At 46.2% G+C, this 19,470-nt stretch carries 18 protein-coding genes and 2 tRNA genes; 17 read left to right on the top strand and 3 right to left on the bottom strand.

The window, feature by feature from the left end; all coding sequences use genetic code 11:
* Positions 1–83: 83 nt before the first annotated feature.
* Positions 84–1,040: a magnesium/cobalt transporter CorA gene (corA, locus tag AC0KUT_RS13735; protein ID WP_488830757.1), complete on the top strand. Its 957-nt coding sequence runs from the start codon at positions 84–86 to the stop codon at positions 1,038–1,040.
* A 158-nt stretch (positions 1,041–1,198) separates the two neighbouring features.
* Here corA and AC0KUT_RS13730 read toward each other — a convergent pair whose 3' ends face one another.
* The gene (locus AC0KUT_RS13730; protein WP_488830755.1) at positions 1,199–1,594 is read right to left on the bottom strand and encodes a hypothetical protein; all 396 of its coding nucleotides are present in this window, start codon (positions 1,592–1,594) and stop codon (positions 1,199–1,201) included.
* A 196-nt stretch (positions 1,595–1,790) separates the two neighbouring features.
* On the opposite strand from AC0KUT_RS13730, the gene queE reads away from it, so the two are divergent.
* Positions 1,791–2,441, top strand: coding sequence for a 7-carboxy-7-deazaguanine synthase QueE (gene queE / locus AC0KUT_RS13725; RefSeq protein ID WP_488830753.1), 651 nt, complete (start codon positions 1,791–1,793; stop codon positions 2,439–2,441).
* A 119-nt stretch (positions 2,442–2,560) separates the two neighbouring features.
* Positions 2,561–3,253, top strand: a complete 693-nt coding sequence (gene queC, locus AC0KUT_RS13720; RefSeq protein WP_488830751.1) for a 7-cyano-7-deazaguanine synthase QueC — start codon at positions 2,561–2,563, stop codon at positions 3,251–3,253.
* 17 nt (positions 3,254–3,270) lie between these two features.
* Here the strand turns inward: queC and AC0KUT_RS13715 are convergent, their stop codons facing one another.
* A complete protein-coding gene (locus AC0KUT_RS13715; RefSeq protein ID WP_488830749.1) occupies positions 3,271–7,212 on the bottom strand; it encodes a bifunctional diguanylate cyclase/phosphodiesterase in 3,942 nt (1,313 codons plus the stop codon).
* Between the two features lie 297 nt (positions 7,213–7,509).
* Here AC0KUT_RS13715 and AC0KUT_RS13710 point away from each other — a divergent pair.
* The 8 genes from AC0KUT_RS13710 to AC0KUT_RS13675 all read left to right on the top strand — a co-directional run bounded on the left by AC0KUT_RS13710 (position 7,510) and on the right by AC0KUT_RS13675 (position 13,484).
* Positions 7,510–7,585: transfer RNA gene (locus tag AC0KUT_RS13710), tRNA-Lys, on the top strand.
* A 123-nt stretch (positions 7,586–7,708) separates the two neighbouring features.
* A tRNA-Lys gene (locus AC0KUT_RS13705) sits at positions 7,709–7,784 on the top strand.
* A gap of 216 nt (positions 7,785–8,000) precedes the next feature.
* Positions 8,001–9,059 carry a quinolinate synthase NadA gene (nadA, locus tag AC0KUT_RS13700; protein WP_488830747.1) on the top strand — a complete coding sequence of 353 codons (1,059 nt, stop codon included), beginning with the start codon at positions 8,001–8,003 and terminating at the stop codon, positions 9,057–9,059.
* A 116-nt stretch (positions 9,060–9,175) separates the two neighbouring features.
* Positions 9,176–10,048 carry a 4-hydroxy-tetrahydrodipicolinate synthase gene (gene dapA, locus AC0KUT_RS13695; RefSeq protein ID WP_488830745.1) on the top strand — a complete coding sequence of 291 codons (873 nt, stop codon included), beginning with the start codon at positions 9,176–9,178 and terminating at the stop codon, positions 10,046–10,048.
* A 157-nt stretch (positions 10,049–10,205) separates the two neighbouring features.
* Positions 10,206–11,309: an outer membrane protein assembly factor BamC gene (locus AC0KUT_RS13690; RefSeq protein ID WP_488830743.1), complete on the top strand. Its 1,104-nt coding sequence runs from the start codon at positions 10,206–10,208 to the stop codon at positions 11,307–11,309.
* Positions 11,310–12,080, top strand: a complete 771-nt coding sequence (locus AC0KUT_RS13685) for an MBL fold metallo-hydrolase (protein ID WP_488830741.1) — start codon at positions 11,310–11,312, stop codon at positions 12,078–12,080.
* A 92-nt stretch (positions 12,081–12,172) separates the two neighbouring features.
* Positions 12,173–12,883 (top strand): phosphoribosylaminoimidazolesuccinocarboxamide synthase, encoded by a 711-nt coding sequence (gene purC, locus AC0KUT_RS13680; protein ID WP_488830739.1) that lies wholly within the window; start codon positions 12,173–12,175, stop codon positions 12,881–12,883.
* A 325-nt stretch (positions 12,884–13,208) separates the two neighbouring features.
* Entirely contained in the window at positions 13,209–13,484 is a 276-nt protein-coding gene (locus tag AC0KUT_RS13675; RefSeq protein WP_488830737.1) for a PilZ domain-containing protein, read from the top strand.
* A 36-nt stretch (positions 13,485–13,520) separates the two neighbouring features.
* Here AC0KUT_RS13675 and AC0KUT_RS13670 read toward each other — a convergent pair whose 3' ends face one another.
* A complete protein-coding gene (locus tag AC0KUT_RS13670; RefSeq protein WP_488830734.1) occupies positions 13,521–14,048 on the bottom strand; it encodes a leucine-rich repeat domain-containing protein in 528 nt (175 codons plus the stop codon).
* A 266-nt stretch (positions 14,049–14,314) separates the two neighbouring features.
* On the opposite strand from AC0KUT_RS13670, the gene AC0KUT_RS13665 reads away from it, so the two are divergent.
* The 6 genes from AC0KUT_RS13665 to AC0KUT_RS13640 all read left to right on the top strand — a co-directional run bounded on the left by AC0KUT_RS13665 (position 14,315) and on the right by AC0KUT_RS13640 (position 19,369).
* On the top strand, positions 14,315–14,968 hold the full coding sequence (locus AC0KUT_RS13665; protein ID WP_488830732.1) for a YiaD family glycine zipper/OmpA-like lipoprotein: 654 nt from the start codon (positions 14,315–14,317) through the stop codon (positions 14,966–14,968).
* 209 nt (positions 14,969–15,177) lie between these two features.
* On the top strand, positions 15,178–15,576 hold the full coding sequence (locus AC0KUT_RS13660; protein ID WP_488830731.1) for a BlaI/MecI/CopY family transcriptional regulator: 399 nt from the start codon (positions 15,178–15,180) through the stop codon (positions 15,574–15,576).
* Positions 15,577–15,596: 20 nt separating this feature from the next.
* A complete protein-coding gene (locus AC0KUT_RS13655; RefSeq protein WP_488830729.1) occupies positions 15,597–17,159 on the top strand; it encodes a TonB family protein in 1,563 nt (520 codons plus the stop codon).
* Between the two features lie 106 nt (positions 17,160–17,265).
* Complete coding sequence (locus tag AC0KUT_RS13650; RefSeq protein ID WP_488830727.1) at positions 17,266–17,913, top strand: energy transducer TonB; 648 nt, start codon at positions 17,266–17,268, stop codon at positions 17,911–17,913.
* 76 nt (positions 17,914–17,989) lie between these two features.
* Entirely contained in the window at positions 17,990–18,511 is a 522-nt protein-coding gene (locus AC0KUT_RS13645) for an energy transducer TonB (RefSeq protein ID WP_488830725.1), read from the top strand.
* Between the two features lie 9 nt (positions 18,512–18,520).
* The gene (locus AC0KUT_RS13640; RefSeq protein ID WP_488830723.1) at positions 18,521–19,369 is read left to right on the top strand and encodes a class I SAM-dependent methyltransferase; all 849 of its coding nucleotides are present in this window, start codon (positions 18,521–18,523) and stop codon (positions 19,367–19,369) included.
* Positions 19,370–19,470: the final 101 nt, after the last annotated feature.

The raw sequence follows: 19,470 nt of genomic DNA, 5'->3' as shown, positions 1-19,470 counted from the left end.
AAACCTAATAAAATACTTTAAGTGTTGCATGGATATGCTATAAAGCCGCCAAATTCATCGTCCATCCTAAGGAGCAAATGCCTATGTTGAGAATGTTTAAAGTTCAAGGTCATACGCTGCGTGAAGACAAGGTGGAAGATGATAACTTGCGCCCCGCTATGAGCGCTGCGCTTTGGATCGACGCCCATGAACCTAGCGATGAAGAGCGTGAAGCCTTAAACGGTTTTTTGCGCGCGGAGCTGCCTGAGTCTGATGATGTTGAGGAGATTGAATTCTCGGCGCGCTATTTTCAGGATAATTCCGGTATACACGTCCACTCCCTGTTTTTGGCGCCCGGTGAATCGGGCCGACACAACACCGTAACCGTTGCTTTCATTTTACAAGATAAGCGTTTAATTACCGTGCGTGAAGGTGATCAGGCGGATTTTCGGCTATTGCGTATGCGCGTGCGCGCCGGCCAAGTACAGGTAACGTCTTCGCAAGACTTACTGGTAACCATGCTTGAGCAAAAAGTGGAAAACCTCGCCGACGTGCTCGAGGATATTCATCGCAAGTTAGAAGATGTTAGCCACATGGTGTTGGAAGATGTCGACGCAGAGCTGGAAGATGCAATAGATCGTTTAGCGAAGTTGGAAGATAGCAACGGTAAAATTCGCCTGTGCTTGATGGATACTCAGCGCTCAATTTCTTTCTTGCAGCGCCATCTGCGTGAATCTTTTGAGTTGCAGGAAACGGCGCGAGAAATTAAGCGCGACGTAGATACGCTTATGTCTCACACCGCGTTTTTGTTCGATAAAATCAACTTCTTGATGGATTCAACCCAAGGCTTTATTAATATTGAGCAAAACCAGATTATCAAAATATTCTCGATTGCGGCCATGGTGTTTCTACCTCCGACCGTGGTGGCCAGTGCTTACGGTATGAACTTTGATTTTATCCCGCAAACCCATTGGAAGTATGGCTTTGAGGTGGCAGTGTTCTTGATGATCATTTCAGCGGTTTTACCCTATTGGTATTTCAAGCGGAAGGACTGGCTTTAAGGGTTAGTAGTAGGCGGTCTTTGCTCTATGGGTGCAGGCACAAGGAACTCACATTTGGTGTTAATTGTGCCTATTTATACTTGTTTAAACCTAGGTTGTTGAAATTTTTCAGGGTTCTACCCGTTCGAATCTTTTTAGTTTTTTTAGTCTTGAATTGCTTAATCCTCAACCCATTCCCAGCGTAAAGGTTGCCCAAAGTCATCTAAAATAACTTTTTTACGCGGGCGTGGCTTGCGCGTTGGGTAAGGGCTTTGGCCGGTTTTTTTGCGTGCCTCTATGGCGGCCACTACCTCTGGCAGAGGGGTGCGGTCTTCCTGGCTGGTTCCGTCAAAGAGACTAACCAGCGGGCCGTTGCCATAGGGTCGGCCACTGAGGCCGCGCGGCACTTCATCGACCGTCCCGCCTTTGGTAAGGAATTCTTCAATTTGTTGATCGAGCTCGCCATGGAGCTCGCGTCGGGTTTTGGTCGGTTTCATGTTGCTGATGTTAGTCTGCTCTGAGTGACACAATAGCACTTGTTTGAAGGTTGCCTGAATTGGGCGACTGGCCAGCATAGCAGCGCCTATCAGCGAGGGCAAATGAGGTGTAGCAGGCTGGATTGAGTTTGCTCGCATAGAGCGGTAACTTTGAGGTAAACTGCGCGCAATTTACCGACGTTTGTTAATCTTCCCTGATTTTTATCATCGGTCATTCCCTTGTTTTAGGCGACTTCACTTTTGTTGCTTTCTTTATTTCTGTTTACATTCTCCTATGACGCAACCCAGTTTAAAAATCACTGAAATTTTCTATTCGCTGCAGGGCGAGTCCAATACTGTAGGTCTCCCCACGGTCTTTGTGCGCCTTACGGGGTGTCCTTTGCGTTGCGGTTACTGCGATTCCGAGTATGCGTTTTATGGCGGCGAGCGCCTGTCGTTGGAAGAGATTTTGGCTAAGGTTGCCAGTTACAAGGCGCGCTATGTCTGCGTCACTGGCGGCGAGCCCTTGGCGCAGCGTGAGTGTATTAGCTTGTTAACTGCTCTGTGCGATCAAGGTTATTCTGTTTCGTTGGAAACCAGTGGCGCCTTGCCGCTGGATGATGTTGATGCGCGTGTTGTGAAAGTAATGGATTTGAAGACTCCTGGCTCGGGTGAGGTAGGGCGTAATCGCTGGGAGAATATTCCGCTGCTGAATGCGCAGGATCAAGTTAAGTTTGTGTTGTGCAGTCGTGAAGATTATGACTGGGCGCGCTTTAAACTCGATGAGCATCAGCTAAACACCAAGGTGGCGGATGTGCTTTTTTCGCCTAGCTTTGGCCAGTTGGAGCCTTTGACACTGGCAGAATGGATTTTGGCAGATAATTTGCCGGTGCGTTTCCAAATGCAGCTGCACAAATTGCTGTGGCAGGATGTGCCTGGCCATTAGCAGCTTGTAGACATTGCCTAAATTGAGGTAGGAGTTGATGTTGGTTGCAGGGATAATTCAGTTGATGGGTGTGTTTTGGTAAGTCTCTTCTTTTGCAGATTAAAAATTTCGGATTACATATGTTTCAGAAAAAAGCAGTAATTTTAATTTCAGGTGGGTTGGATTCGACTACGGTATTAGCGATTGCCCGCAGTCAGGGTTACGACTGCTACACCATGAGTTTTGATTATGGTCAGCGCCATAGAGCAGAGCTGATAGCCGCAGAGCGAACAGCTCTGGCGCATGGTAGCACTGTGCATAAGGTGATCAATTTAGATTTGCGTACTATTGGCGGTTCCGCTTTGACGGATAATTCAATTGCAGTGCCTGAGCATGAGGCAGCAGAAGGCGCCATTCCTATTACCTATGTGCCGGCCCGCAATACCGTATTTTTGTCTATCGCTTTGGGCTGGGCAGAGGTTTTAGGGGCGGAGGATATTTTTATTGGCGTCAATGCAGTAGATTTTTCCGGCTATCCCGATTGCCGCCCTGACTATATTGCAGCCTATGAAGTTATGGCGAACCTTGCTACGCGCGCTGGCGCTGAAGGGGGCAAATTACATATACGCACGCCGCTGATCAACCTTAGCAAGGCAGAAATAATCCGGCAGGGTTTAGCCTTGGGTGTGGACTACGGTTTGACTGTGTCTTGTTATCAGGCGAGCGATGCGGGTGAAGCCTGCGGTAAGTGTGACAGCTGTCGCTTGCGTAAAGTTGGTTTTGAGCAAGCGGGCGTGGCTGATCCTACTCTATACAGGCCTCACTCTTTATAAGGCTTGCTGAGAGCTGCCTACTTAGCCTTGTGCGAAGCCAGTATTTGCTGCTCAAATTCAGCCAGGCAGCTTGGCATGCCAAAATAATAGCCTTGAAAGAGCGTGCAGCCGTTGCGCTCTAAAAAATCTTTTTGCTCGGCCGTTTCCACCCCTTCCGCAATGACTTGTAAATTCATATTTTGCGCCATGGCGATAATAGTGCGCACTATCACGCGATCGTTGGGATCGAGGGCTATGTCGCGCACAAACGATTGATCTATTTTGAGCTGGTCCAATGGCAGGCGTTTTAAATAAGATAGGGAAGAGTATCCTATGCCGAAATCGTCCATTGAAAAACCAATCCCCGCATTTTGTAATTGCTGCATTTTTTCGATGCTTTGATCGACATTTTTAAGCAGTGAACTTTCAGTTAACTCTAGCTTCAATCGCTGCGGCACTATGCCGCTGGCGGCGACTTCAGCTAGGACATCGTCTACAAAATTAGGTTGATTGAATTGTATTGGGCTGACATTGACCGCGAGTGTCAGGTGCGCAAACATAGGTTGCTGCTGCCACAAATATAATTGCGCGCAGGCCTGCTGGATCACCTGTTTGCCAATCATAATAATGAGGCCGGTGTGTTCGGCAACCGGAATAAACTCTCCGGGGGAAATCATACCCTTGCTGGGATGATACCAGCGCAAGAGTAGTTCGGCTCCTTGAGCTTCACCAAGATGATTAACTTGAATTTGAAAGTGCGGTGTAAGCTGTTGGCCTAATTCCAACGCTGCGCGCAGATCGGTCTCTATGGAGGCGCGTTTTTCGAGGTGCAGTTGTAGATGTGGGTCGAAGAAGCGAATGGCGTTGCGCCCGCTGTCCTTGGCTTGATACATGGCAGCATCGGCGTGGCGCAGTAGGTCATCAACTGAGCGATCTTCACTGCTGTATAAATTCACCCCAATGCTAATGGTGCAGTGGTGCATTGATTGCTGCAGTGGATAGGGCAGGGTAATGAGTTCGTGCAAAGTCTCGGCACGTGTTTTAGCTTCTATTGCTGCAGCCTTGGCATCGTTGCCTAGGCCGTCAAAAATCACAACAAATTCATCTCCACCTAAGCGTGCGACTAAATCGGTCGAGCCAATGATGCTGCTTATGCGCTCTGCTACTTGCACGAGTAGCTGGTCGCCAATGTGATGGCCGCGAGTATCGTTGAGCATTTTAAAATGATCGAGGTCTATAAAGAGCAGTGCACCGTGTTGGCCGGTGTGGCTGCTTTGGGCTAAAGCAAGCTTTAGGCGATCAAGCAGCATGCGACGATTGGGGAGGCGAGTCAGGGGGTCAAAGAAAGCGAGATTGAAAATCTTTTCTTGGTCATCCGCGCGGCGCAACTCACCTGCGATACGCTCGGCGAAAATATGCAATAGGGCGCGCACTTGAGCTGAGGTGGGTAGGGGCTTTTGCGCAAGCAGTACCAAAACTCCAATGGCATCGCCCTGAGAGTCTTTAATGCTTACGCCGATATAGCTCTCAATCTTGGCAAGGCCAAATATGTTTTTCTGCGGGTGGAGAGTTTGAATATTGGATGTCACAAAGCTCAGGCCGTCTTGGAGTATTGCATCGCAGGGGGTATTACTGAGTGTGTAGTTAAGGTTTGGCTGCGGCTGGCCATTTTTAATGTAGGCATGACTGCTTGCGGTGCCTGTACTTTGAGGTGTGATAAGGCTTATTAAAGCGTGTTCAGCGTCTACAGCTTGCGCGAGTGATTGAAGTATGGTGATAAAAAAATCAGTGCCTACGGCTGAATCAGCTGCGGCAGCGGCAAGTGCTACATCTAAGCGCTTGCGCTCAGTAATATCCTGAAAGGTACCTTCTAATAGCGGTTGCCCCTCTTTTTCTGTGTATTGGGCTTGAGCTTGTAGCCAGTAACCTTGGCCTGCTATATCAATTTGTAGTTCGATCCAGAGCGGTTTTTGCTGATTTATGGAGCGTTTCAATGCGCTGACAAAAAGTGCGCGATCTTTGGTGTTGATAAGGGGCAAAAATTCATTGCCATCACAGTTTAATTGGGTGCTGGGTAGTTTGAATAGCTGTGTCATTGAGGGGCTAAAGCTGTAGCAGTCCAGCGTTGAGTGCCAGCTCCAGTGAGCAATACGCGCATTTAATTGCGCGGCTTCTAAGCGTTGCTCACTATCGCGTAGGGCGCGCTCAATGAGTTTGCGCTCGACCAACTCCTGCTCAAGTTGCTGCAGTGCTGCTCGCTGCGGCCCTAGGTCAATATCGAGACAGTACATCTCTTTTTTATCGGGAGTATCGATGAGTACGTGATTGGAGTAGACCCATACCTCTTCATTTTGCGCATTTTTTAACGCTAATTCGCCTGAGGGTATAGCGATATTCTGATCGTGCCAGTCTTCAATCGCTTGATGTACGCCCTCGCGCATAAAGCCGGGGATAATCAGGTCTTCTAGCTTTTTCCCCATGGCATCGCCAGCACTAAAACCGTAGAGGTCTTCGCTGGCTTTATTCCAGAAAATGACTTCATGGAAGCGGTTGTAGCCCTGTACTGCAATATTGCGTGTTGCTTCAAAAATATTGCGAAAACGTTGTTCGTTCGCTAGGTCTGCTTTGTGGCTGTGAATGCGTTTGGTGATGTCGCGTGCGATACAGATAAATCTATCGTCGTGGCGAAAGGTTCCGGGTTGCTTGGCAATCGACAGTTCAAACCATAGGGTTTCTTGTTGGTCGCCTTGAGGGGTTTCTAGTGCGATTACTTTATTGTGTGAAATGCCCCATTGGTCGGCGTCATTGAGTGCTGCTTGCCAGATTGTTAATGCTTGTGGGGGCAAAATGTCGACGATGTTTTTGTTGGTTAAGGTGCTGGGTGAGAGTTGATTGATTGGACTTGAGCCATTGGCGAAAAGAAAGTTGCCAGTACGATCCATTTCGAAGAGTAGATCTGGTATGGCCTGCAGTAGTGCACCTAGGTGTTTTTTTTGAACTTCTTGCTCTTGATTGGATACGCCCAGTTGGGCTGAGGTTAATCCTAATTTGGTGTGGGCTGTGGCAATTATGAGCCCCATCAGTGCCATGCTGGTGCTATAGAGCCATATCAACCAATAACTCGCGCTCTCTTCTTGGGTAAAAAAAGGCCCTAGTCCACGCTCTGTTGACCAGATGGCAATAAAGCTGCAAATGAGAACTATCAGAGTGCTCCCAATGAGTCCAAACGTGAGGCTGGCCCAGGCGACACAAATAAATGTTAGGAAAACAATGGGGGCGGACGACACGGCTTGAAACTGATTGAGGGGGAAGCAGATAGCGGCTACCCCCGAACTGAGCAGCAATAAGCAGAGAAAATGCCACCTGCTGGCCATTATGTATTTAATGTGGTTGCTGGTGCCCCTCATGAGTGCGGGTGCGGCGAGCAGTACGCCTAGGCTGTCACCCATCCACCAACCAAGCCCGTTATGGAATTGCATTGCAGTAAAAAGGCTTTGGTCTTCTAATCCAATGGCAAGGCTGCCAATGGTGGCAGGTAGCAGCATGCTCAGTAAGGTGACAGCGATAAATATCAGACTCTGGCTGCGGTCTAGCATATTGAGGTGGCAGTTGAGGCTGCGCAACAAGAAGACGGTGAGCAGTGGACCAAGAGTGTTGCCTGTTGCCGCGAGAAGGCTTTGGCTGAGGTTGAAGCCGTTGAGCAGGCAGATGCTTAGCGCTGCGCAAAAAATTCCCGGCCAAACCTTATGTGACCAGCGATAAAGCGCGGCTACAGCTATGCCGCTTGGAAGCCAGAAAAGCGTAATTTGTGTGCTGAGAGGAACTGACAGGCCTAGCCAGCCAGTTAAACTATAGGCAATAAAAAGCGCGGCAATTTGGTAGCGTCTAGCTAATGATTGCGAGTTTTCCTTAGCTATAGAGGCAAGCTGCATGCATTCATCCCGGTTGTAACTGCCGTGTTTATAGAGTTCTGGCGGCATGTCATCGTCTGGTCATTATAGGGAGTTTTATGGAATTGTTGCCAGTCATCAGCAGCTTATTGATTTTAATGTGGCTACTTTTTCGTTGTGTGTAGAATTGAACGGTGCGAAAGGGGGCGATGATGTTGCGATGGTACGGTGTTGAATCTTTCATTTTTAGTGGTGAGCTTGATCTTAAAATCCACATAACGTATTTTTAGTGACCAATTGTTCTTTACTGTCATGGGTTTAGGTATTTTTTTTCAAAAAAACTCTTGTCTTTTTTTGCCAAAACATTATTATACGCGCCTCCTAATTGGGTCGTTAGCTCAGTCGGTAGAGCAGTTGGCTTTTAACCAATTGGTCGCAGGTTCGAATCCCGCACGACCCACCATATTTGAAGACTCATGTTGGAGTTGGTGTATTTCGCATCGTTTAACATGATGATAGTAAGAAGAAATTAGTAAGTGGATTAGTCAGTTGTGTGTTAGTTTATGACTAATCAAATCCCAGTTTTGGGTCGTTAGCTCAGTCGGTAGAGCAGTTGGCTTTTAACCAATTGGTCGCAGGTTCGAATCCCGCACGACCCACCATAATAAGGCTTCGAGAGGGGCCGGCTCGGCAGATTGATTCTGTCATGTGAAAAAAGACGCTTAGGCGTCTTTTTTTTTGGCTTTTTTGAGTCGAGTGTTGTTTGGTGAGAGCGATATACGCATAAAGCTGCGCCAAATATCTGTGCGTGCTGTGATAAAATTCCCATCTTCTTTGCTTGCCGCTCTGGTGCAGGCGACTTGTCTTGAGGCTATTCGATGTCAGATCTACTCACTCTTGCTGCGCGTGCCGACTCATCGGCAGAAGATTTGGTCAAGCAACACTTGGCGCGAGCCTGGAGTGCACCGCAATATACGTCAGCGCAGGAGGTGGATTATAAGGCAAAGATAAGGCGCTTATTGATCCAGCACAATGCGGTCTTGGTGGCGCACTATTACACGGATCCTTTGATTCAAGCGCTGGCTGAGGAAACCGGTGGTTGTGTTTCTGATTCACTGGAGATGGCGCGTTTTGGCAAAAATCACTCAGCGGATACCTTGATTGTGGCGGGTGTGAAGTTTATGGGTGAGACCGCCAAGATACTTACGCCAGAAAAGCGGGTGCTTATGCCAACACTAGAGGCGACCTGTTCGCTTGATTTGGGTTGCCCAATTGAGGAGTTTTCCGCTTTTTGCGATCAACATCCAGACCGCACGGTGGTGGTTTATGCCAACACCTCAGCGGCCGTTAAAGCGCGCGCTGATTGGGTGGTAACCTCAAGTATTGCACTTGATGTGGTTGATTATCTGGATCGTCAGGGCAAGAAAATTATCTGGGCTCCGGACAAACATTTGGGTACTTATGTGCAGCAAAAAACCGGTGCTGATGTGTTGCTTTGGGATGGCGCTTGTATAGTGCATGAAGAATTTAAAGCCAAGGGAATAGAGGATTTGAAGTTGCTCTATCCGGGGGCTGCTGTGCTGGTTCACCCGGAGTCGCCTAAAGCGGTAGTGGATTTGGCGGATGTGGTGGGTTCTACATCGCAGCTCATCAAGGCGGCGCAAACTCTTCCTAATCGTGAATTTATTGTGGCGACTGACCAAGGTATTTTCTACAAGATGCAGCAGTTAAGTCCGGGTAAGGTGTTTCATATCGCGCCTACTGCCGGTAGCGGTGCTACTTGTCGCTCTTGCGCAAATTGCCCTTGGATGGCGATGAATGTACTCGATAATCTCGCTAATGTATTTGAACAAAATGACAATGAAATTTTTGTCGACAGTGAATTGGCTAAGCAAGCTATGATTCCACTGCAGCGTATGCTCGACTTTAAAAAGTAAGTGCGAACAGGGTTTTAGATGTTTCTTTACTTGTTTCAGGGCTTGCCACTCAGTACCATGGCGCCTTTCAATTTTTTGATCGCGCTAGTCGATAACCTAGCTAATGGAGCCCCCGAATGATTCAAGGCAGTATGGTTGCCCTAATAACCCCAATGAATGCAGATAACAGCCTAGACTGGGCTGGTTTGCACAAGTTGGTGGACTGGCACCTAGAGCAGGGAACTCATGCCATAGTGCCTGTGGGGACGACGGGAGAGTCGTCTACTTTGGATATTGATGAGCATATAAACGTTATCAAAAAGGTGGTCGATCAAGTGAATGGCCGAGTACCTGTTATTGCCGGTACGGGCGCTAATTCTACGAGCGAGGCTATAGAGTTGACGCAAGCGGCGAAAGAGGCCGGTGTAGATGCCTGCCTACTGGTCACGCCTTACTACAACAAACCCACCCAAGAGGGTTTGTTTCTTCATTATGAGCGGATTGCCAAATCAGTCGCCATACCGCAGCTACTCTACAATGTGCCCGGTCGCACCGCTGTAGATATGAAAAATGAAGTGGTTTTACGCTTAGCGGCTATCGACAATATTATCGGCATCAAAGACGCTACTGGCGATATGCTGCGCGCTAAAGCCCTTATTGAACAGGCTCCCGCTGATTTTGCCGTAATATCTGGCGATGATGCTACGGCGGTTGAATTAATTCTTTTAGGGGGTAAAGGGGATATTTCTGTCACTGCGAATGTCGTACCTGCTGCCGTTGCACAAATGTGTGAATTGGCATTGGCGGGTAAGGCAGAGGAAGCGCGTGCAATTAATGAGCGTTTACTGCCTTTGCATACCGCTATGTTCCTTGAGTCCAACCCCATTCCCGTTAAATGGGCGCTAGGGTATTTGGGTTTAATCCCATCGGGAATTCGTCTGCCTCTGACGTCTTTGTCAGCGCAGTATCACCAACAAGTTAAGGCAGCATTACAGGCAGCTGGTTTATAAGGCTGCACTTCTGCTGCCTTTAATAGGTTTATCCAAGAGTCCAAGTATGCGAATAACAGCGACAATTGCTCCAGCTACCACCCTGAAGTCTAGGTTTAAAAGTGTTTCGTTCTATGCAGTGATGGCTTGTTTAAGTGCTTCACTATCTGGGTGTGGCATGTTTTTTGGCGACGATGGCATTTTTCGCAACCGTGAAAATGATTATTTAAAAGCCGACAATATTCCACCATTAGTGCTTCCAGTGGGTAAGCATTCGGCAGCAATGGGTGAGCTTTATCCTATTCCGCCTATTACTGCGACTGACTTCGGTTATGACCCAAGCTCTTCAGAGTATGAAGTGCCGCGCCCTTTACCTTTATCCGCTAATCTGCAACAAGAAAATGTAAAAATTCAACGGGTTGGTGGAGAGAGTTGGATTTTGTTAAATATTTCTGCGGGTGAAGTCTGGCCGCGAATTCGTAATTTTCTTAATGTGAATGGTTTGGCTGTTAGCCGCGCTGATATTAGCAAGGGGATTATCGAAACGAGCTGGTTGCAGTTTAAAACAGATTTGAACTCGCGCGACCGCTATAGATTACAAATCGATCAAGGCGTGCAGCCAGAGACAACTGAAATTCATATTACCCATATGAGTTTGCCCAGCAGTGAAAAACCCTCGGCTGATTTAGGTTGGCCGGCGCATTCAGTTAATGCTGAGCGTGAAAAATGGTTGATGGATGAATTGGCAGCGACTCTCGCAAGCGATACGACGGAGGGCGGTACTTCGCTCTTGGCTCAAGCTATTGGCGGCACCGTGAAAGCGAATTTGGGTATGTTGCGCGGTGAGCCCAATATGACCATTAAATTGGATAATCAGCGCGCGTTTGCCACCCTCAATTATGCCGTTAAACGCGATGGATTTACGCTCTTCGAGGCTGATACTGACGCAGGTGTTTATTATGTTCACTATGAAGACCCTGAAGATACCAAGCCAGGCTGGTTCAAACGCTTTTTTCATATAGGCCTACACCCCAAGGCGCCAAGCACGCCTTATAGCTTAGCTCAAATTAAAACCAATATGCTTACCGGCGAAGCATTTGAAACTGCGCCTATGGGCAATGTTAAAAAAGAAAAAGTCTTACGCAATGCGCCTGGCTACTTAATTGTGGTTACGGGCAAAGAGGGTGAATATTTGGTGCGTGTTCGCGATCCTTATGGCAAGCGCTTACGCACACACGATGCGCGTGAATTGCTGACGATACTGCGTAAAAATCTGATTTAAATGCGGAGTCTTTTTCGGTTTGCCTCACTTGGCAGTGGTAGTCGCGGTAATGCGACCTTGGTTGAGTGGGGCGGCGAATCTTTATTGATTGATTGTGGCTTTAGCGTGAAAGAAACTGAGTTGCGTTTAGCTCGACTCGGGAAAACGCCACAAGACTTAAGTGCAATATTAGTTACACATGAGCACAGCGATCATATAAAAGGTGTGGCAGCCTTAGCCCGGCGTCATAAGCTTCGTGTATATATGACCCCTGGGACTTATCACAGCCGCGATTTAGGTGAATTGCCGCACTTAGAGCTTATTGAGGCCTATGCGGCATTTCAGTTGGCAGGATTGAAGGTGATTCCTGTCGCTGTACCTCATGATGCGCGAGAACCGGCTCAGTTTGTTTTTGAATATGCTGGCTTGCGCTTGGGCGTGCTGACAGATTTAGGCAGCATTAGCGCACATGTTGAGGAGGCTTATCAAAATTTAGATGCTATGGTGCTTGAAGCTAATCACGACCCACAGATGCTCGCGTCTGGTAGCTATCCATCTTCACTGAAACAGCGTGTTGGTGGTCTCTGGGGACATCTCAGTAACCAGCAGGCAGCAGGATTTTTGCACAGATTAGACTGCGAGCGTTTACAGCATTTAGTGGTGGCCCATATTAGCCAGCAGAACAACTCGCTCGCCTTGGCACAGGCAGCTTTAGCGCCAGCCGCAGCGAAGGTGAAGCAGGTCACCTATGCTTGTCAAAACCAAGGATTTGATTGGCTTTCAGTGGTATGAGTCAGGCTTTACACCATGTGCCATTGCGTTTTTAGTGACGCCTTGGTTATAGATTTCATTTTTATATATCTACTTTTAACGCAGGTCACACAATGGAAAAGCGCGAAGAGCTTTACGCGGGTAAAGCTAAATCTATATACAAGACTGATAATCCTGATCAGGTCATTATGTTGTTCCGCAACGACACCTCTGCGTTCGATGGCAAGCGTATTGAACAGTTGGATCGCAAAGGCATGGTGAATAACAAGTTCAATGCCTTCATTATGGGTAAGTTACAAGACGCAGGTATTCCCACTCACTTCGTTAAGCTGTTGTCTGATACTGAAGTGCTGGTTAAGTCTATGGATATGATCCCGGTTGAGTGTGTTGTGCGTAACTTGGCTGCAGGCTCGCTGGTTCGTCGTTTGGGTGTACAAGAGGGTATAGAGCTGACGCCACCTACATTCGAATTGTTCCTCAAAAATGATGCTTTAGGTGACCCTATGGTCAATGAATCTCATGTTCAATCTTTTGGCTGGGCTACGCCTGAGCAATTAGCGCGCATGAAAGAGCTGACCTTTCAAATCAATGATGTCCTTAAAGCGCTGTTTGCATCTGGCAATATGCTATTGGTGGATTTTAAAGTGGAGTTCGGTTTGCACAAAGGCGAGGTTATTTTGGGTGATGAATTTTCACCTGATGGCTGCCGTTTATGGGACAAGGATACCCGCGAAAAGCTAGATAAAGATCGTTTTCGCCAAAACCTTGGAAATGTAGTTGAGTCTTATGAAATGGTTGGCCAGCGCTTGGGTTTAACCTTTTAGCTGTTTGAATACAGGAAGTGTTGCGCAGCTGTAAGCTTCCTGTATTCGTTGAATGATAAATGTCTTTAATTTCGCTATAGCTATAGCTAATGGCGTCTTAGCCGAGAAATCGTGCGCTACTAACGTGAATTCCCTCGTTTTCGACACTATACTCATCTCACATGAGTTTGTTGTACACCCCTGAGCATGGGTCTAACTTCCCTTACTTTTATTGTCGCTTCAAAAATTGTGTAAGTCTTTATTGTAATCAAGGCTAGTGCGACTGTTGGATGAGGTGTGTTTACTATGCTATTAGAATTAAAAGTAAAATAATGGAGATTTTATTGTGATTGAGCGTCGTTTGTTTGAACGTACCACTACTTCTGTGCGGGTCGAAATGTCCAACCCCAGTTTTGGCACTATTATAGGTTTTGCCAAGGATATATCTGATGGCGGGGCGCTGGTTCAAATTGAAAACCAGGTATGCCCGCCCATAGGTACAGAAGTCGCTGTGATGTTTCGCAAATCTATCGGCGCCATTAATCTTGAGCCTGTGCGTATGAAGGTTGTGCATCAAATGCGCAATACTATTGGTTTGATGTTTGTTAAGGGTCTTAATTAGCCTTTTTTGTATGTCAATGGGCTCACTTTACGGGTTTCAGTGAGTGCACTGGCTGGGCAGTGTTATTTTAAATAGTTTGCTGTCTAAGTTGGCTTTAAGTTGCGTTATATCGCCGCAGCTGAGTTCTGGGTTGTTTTCTAAATTCAATAATTGTAAATGTAGCAGTGTTAAAAGTGGTGCTGCTTCCTTTATATGATTGTGGGCGAGGATTAGCTCCTGTAATTGGCCTAATTTATTCAGTTCACTGATATTCCGCAGTTCATTGTGTGCAAGGTTGAGCGACTCTAAGGCAGAGAATTTTGCTAGTCCATCCAGTGATTTAATACCTGCATCACTACAATTTAACCGAGTTAAGTCTTGTGCGCGAGTAATGTGCAAGTCTTGAAGTGTCTGCGCAACGCAAGTTTTAAGTTGCAGATCCACAATGTGGAAGTCTTTAAAAATAGGTGCAGGCGTATAGACCACATTGTCATTGACACTCACAGAATATTTTTGACATCCATTTAAAAAAGCAGCAGCTGCAAATGCAAACATCATCAGAGTGTTAGAACCTTTATTTGTCATAGTGAATTGCCTTGAGCATAAATGGGTTGTTAAAAAGTCAGAAAGTAAAGCGCAGTTAATATTGTGACTAGGTTGTCGCCATTGTCACCGTCCTCAGTATAAGATGCTAGCAATAAAGATTATTCAGTTTGAGTTCAGTACAATTTGTCAGTATTTGCAAAGCTAATCAATAATTCCTTTTTGATTTCCATGGCTGAGAATAGAAAATTTTCTGTAGATCTATCCCATTCAACTGTAACTTCATTATCCACTAGAGATTTATGACTATGAAATATCTTATCGCTTTATTGTTGACCGTTAGTATTGTTGGCTGTACTACTACAGACCCCTATACCGGTGAGAAAAAAACCAACAGTACTACTAAGGGTGCTGGAATCGGCGCGTTGGCTGGAGCAGTGTTGGGCGCGGCTACCGGTGATAATAAAGGCGATCGCAGAGATCGCGCATTAAAAGGCGCACTTTTGGGTGGCGCTATCGGTGGTGGCGTAGGCAATTATATGGATCGCCAAGAGACTAAACTGCGTCAGGAGTTACAAGGCACTGGCGTGCAAGTACGCCGTGAAGGTAATAATCTATTTTTGGTGATGCCGGGCAATATTACGTTTGCTTCAGGCAATGCGGATATTCGCTCTGACTTTTTTGCTGTTTTGAACTCGGTGGCTAAGGTGTTGGCCGAGTTTAATCAAACCTCGATTCGTGTTACGGGTCATACAGACTCAACTGGCAGCGATAAAATTAATCAGCCTTTGAGTGAGAATCGTGCAAATAGTGTTGCTATGTACTTACGTAGCCAAAAGGTAAGCAGTGCGCGCATCCAATCTTATGGTTATGGCTCACGCTATCCTGTGGCAAGCAATGACAATGATGCAGGTCGTCAGGCCAACCGTCGTGTAGAGTTGGAGCTTATTCCCAACGAGTAAAAATACGCGTTTGGAAAAAGCCGCTGCAGGTAACTGCAGCGGCTTTTTTTGTTTTAAATCAGTTGGTTATCAATATGTGCTATTTTTTTAGCACAACATACTTGACTTGTTATGTGGGTGTGCTAATTTTGTAGCATGGTGCTATGAAAATAGCACCAAGAAGAAATACCACTAACATTAAATAGGCTAAATAAATTTAAGGTGGCTTTATGAGTAAGAGCAAATCCCCGTCCGCGGATTCCATGGTGCTTAGTCGTCGCGAGCGAGAAATAATGGATGCGCTCTTCGAAGCCGGAGAACTATCGGCGCAGGAGGTTAGGGCGGTGCTGCCAGAGGCACCGGGATATTCGGCCGTGCGTGCGCTCTTGGCAAAACTGGTAGAGAAAAAAATTATCGATTTTCGCGAAGATGGCCCGCGTTATATCTATTTTCCCGTGATGGCGCAAGAAGAGGCACGCGCGAGTGCCATGCAGAAATTGCTCAAAACATTTTTTGGTGGATCTACGGCGGCGGCGGTAAATGCGCTCTTGGGTATGAACGCAGAAAAACTGACGGCCAGTGAAATAGGTGAGTTGCAAGCTGCGATAGAAAAAGCCAAACAAGAATAATTTCTAGCTGAGGTGGCATTATGACACTGCAAATAGTTACCACGCTTTTAATGACGTGGATATTAAAGCCATTGTTATTGTTGGGTTTACTGTTAATGGCAATGTTCTTGTTGCGTAAAAAATCTGCTTCATTACAGCATTTCGTGTTAGCGCTAGGCTTATTTGCTCTTTTATTGCAGCCTCTGCTCGGCTTGGCTCTGCCTACTATTTCTTGGCATCTTGTATTTTTAAATGATGTCTTACTAAGTGAATGGGCGGTATATGTCATCTCACTTTTGCCTGCACAAATTACTAAGGCTCAAGTCTTAATAATAATGGGATGCTATTTTCTTGTAGCTAGCTGGTTGATATTTTATTTTCTATTGGGTGTATGGGGTCTGTATCAGCAAACGCGGAGCGCGCAATCAATAAATTCACAATCTCTTGAGCAATTGACCAAAAACCTATGTGAGCTATTAGATATAGCTCGCCCGGTTAAGGTTGTTACATCTTTGGCGGTAGATTCCCCTCAAATGTGGGGTTTGTGGCACCCCGTTATTATGTTGCCGCGCGACGCCTTGCTATGGAACGATGAAAAACAACTAACGGTTATGATTCATGAACTAGGTCATATTAAACGTTACGATTGGTTGACGACAATTGGGGTTAAGTTAAGTTGTGCTTTTTTCTGGTTTTTGCCACTTGTGTGGTGGTTTGCACGGAAGCTTTATCAGCAAGCTGAAATTGCATGCGATGATTTTATTTATCGTTTGCGTGATAAGCACCTTTTATACGCTGAAGTATTAATGGCCTTTGCTGGAGCAGAAAAAGCATCGATTCTGCATGATTCAAGTGCCTTGGGTATAAAAGGGTATTCGGCAATTTACGAGCGTATATATGCAGTTTTGGATAAGCGTCGCCCGCGTCACCAAGTGCCTATGGAAGCGGTACAGTATTGGTTTTTATGCTCGCTCTTCGTGTGGGTGCCTTTGGCGAGTTTGCAACTCATGCCTATTCAGCAGGTATTGGAACAGCGACTTAATGAATTTGAACTGGGTGTGTGGAAACAGTCTGGTGAGGCTATTGATGTAACAGAAGCTGAGTCGAATTCAGTAAGTGCGGCCAAATTGGATTGGCGTAAGTTAAGCCTACAGCATCCAGATTCTAGACCTGTCGAACTTGCGTGGGAGTCTCAGCGGAAACCGAACGACAAGATTGAGATTGCCTTTGAGGAAGCTGAGTTCAATAGTCAGCTACATACTACGCGACCTCTGCGTCCTAAGCTTGAGCTGTCTGATATTAATATTGAGGCTTATTTGCCACTAAGCATAGTGACGCCTAATTACCCTAGTGGTGCCTTACAAAGAGGTATAGAGGGTTGGGTGCAAGTTGAGTTTACTATCGATATAGATGGCTTCACGAGTGCTGCTAGAATTATTGCTCAATCACCTGCGCGGGTTTTTGAAAAAACTGTTTTAACTGCGCTCGCAAAATCGCGCTATCGCCCGCAAATTATCAATGGTCAAGCCATAGGCTTGGCGGGGGTTATAGAGCAGTACACCTTCAAAATCGAAATCCCTTCAAGGCCTGAGCGACGACGCTAGTCGCGCAAATTTAAGTCCCCCCCAGTGTTGTTGTTTTTTCACCTTTCTATGAGGCGGGGAGAGTCATGTCCAGTGGTTGTTATTTCCATACTATGAGGTTACATCTATGCAAACAATACATGCTAATACAGTGCCTTTTGTTGGTACATTTTCATCTCCTTGGGTGCGGTTGGCTGGCGTTATTCCTATGGCGCTTATAGCGACTCTGGGTTTGCTCTATGCTATGTATTCTATGGTGATTTTTGATTATCAAGAAGTGGAGCCAGCCCCGAAAATAATTATTCCTTCAGTAGTCATGCCCAAGATAGTCGCCATTGTAAATATTTTTGATGATTTGCCTGTTCGACCTGAAGAGAGAGTACCTCCGCCTAAAATCGTGGCGACTATAGAGCCTGTAGGAGAAAGGGTTGATGGTGGATTAAAGTTGGATCCTAGTAATGTTGTTATAGATGATGGGAGATTTGATCCTTTCGCTACATCCGCGAAAATTATGCCTTTTATTAAGGTTGCACCTATTTATCCTGCAGTTGCGGCAAATAAAGGCATAGAGGGTTATGTGGATGTACTCTTTGACGTGAGTGAAATAGGTTCGACAGAAAATATTCGTATTCTTGAATTTGTACCTTCAAGTATTTTCAATAAGAGCGTGATCAAAGCGGTTAAAGCATGGAAATATAAGCCTATGCAAGTCGAAGGTGTTGCGATAAAAACACGTGATGTAAAAGAACGTATTCGTTTTAACATGCAGAAATAAGCGATTGTTCCGTCTGAGGCAGTATGGTTACTGCGAAGTTGCTGTCCATTGTTATCTACTAAAAAAAGGAAAGAATATGAAAAGTTTATTCGCGTTATTAATTAGTGTGGTGATTTCTGGATGTACTTCCGCATCTCATGTGGCGAAGAAACAGCCAGCGTCAATTGAACCTATAATGGTAAATGGTCAGGTGTATCGTCCTTTGAGTGCAGTGGCTCCTCATTATCCTTTAGTCGCAATAAGGGATAATATGTCGGGGTTCTGTACAGTAGTGTTTACTGTGGCAAAAGATGGAGTCACGAAGGATCATGATATTGTTGAATGTAGTGATAGGGTATTTAAAAAAGAAAGTTTAAATACTGCAAAATCATTAAAATATTCTCCTTTAAAGTTGAATGGTACTCTTGTTGAAGTAACCGGTGTTAAAAGGACATTCAAATTCAAGATGGTGTCAGAGAGTGGGTTCAAGCTATTCAAGCAAGAGATGCAGCCTCGGTGGACAGCTCATATGGCGCAGTTTTGTAGTGATGAGGCGAAAAATACTGCTACAAAAGACCAGCTCGAACAATGCCGCTTGGCTCGGCAATTCTTTAGGTAAATACTTATTATGGCTGTAGTGGCTAGCACCAAATCATTGCCTTTAATTATTTTGTGCAATACCGACGCGCAAGCTGAGGCTGCACAGGCACTTGCGCAGCAGTTGCAGCTGCCATTGATATTTAATCAAGCACCGGAGCAAGTGCAGGACGCTGACTTTGTGGTACTTTTTTCTGCGCAGTCTATTGCGCTGCAACAAACAGGGCGCAAAGCGCCTGGGCCAATTTTGGCGGAGTTTACTGAAGGGGCCGTTGATCATCGCCGCAAGTTTGGTGGCGGTAAGGGGCAGATGATCGCTAAGGCGGTGGGAGTAAAGGCCAGTGTTTACCCGCGGGTGCTGGATGCCACGGCGGGCTTGGGGAAAGACAGTTTTGTCTTGGCCACCCTAGGCTGCACAGTGGCTATGCTGGAGCGCTCGCCGATTGTTTATCAGTTGCTACAAAGTGGTTTGATACGTGCCCAGCAGTTTGCACAAGAGCAGGGCGATGGGGAGTTGCTTGATGTTATCGCGCGCATGGCGCTAATTCCTCAGGATAGCCACGATTATTTACAGTGTTTAACTCCCGAACAATATCCCGATGTGATTTACCTAGACCCTATGTTTCCTGATCGCCAAAAAAGTGCAGATGTTAAAAAAGATATGCGCGTTTTCCATTCGATAGTCGGCAGGGACGAAGATGCTGATGGGCTTTTACCCATGGCACTGACGCGAGTGAATTACCGCGTTGTAGTCAAACGCCCGCGCAAGGCACCCTTTTTAAACAATCAAGCTCCATCCTATCAGCTCGAGGGGAAATCCAGTCGATACGACGTTTATACCCTTAAAAAAATGCCTGAAAATTTGAATTCATTGAATTAGGAATTTTCTATATTGCTGCGCACCTTTGGCACAGAAAATTCCGTCAATGTGGTGCATTATTATTGGTGAAACTGAGAGATAAAGTCTGCTCAGCTAAGCAA

This window comes from Cellvibrio sp. 25HG11W-0, assembly GCF_057815475.1.
Note: the sequence above shows the minus strand (reverse complement) of the source record. Positions and strands in the feature narration are given on the sequence as shown.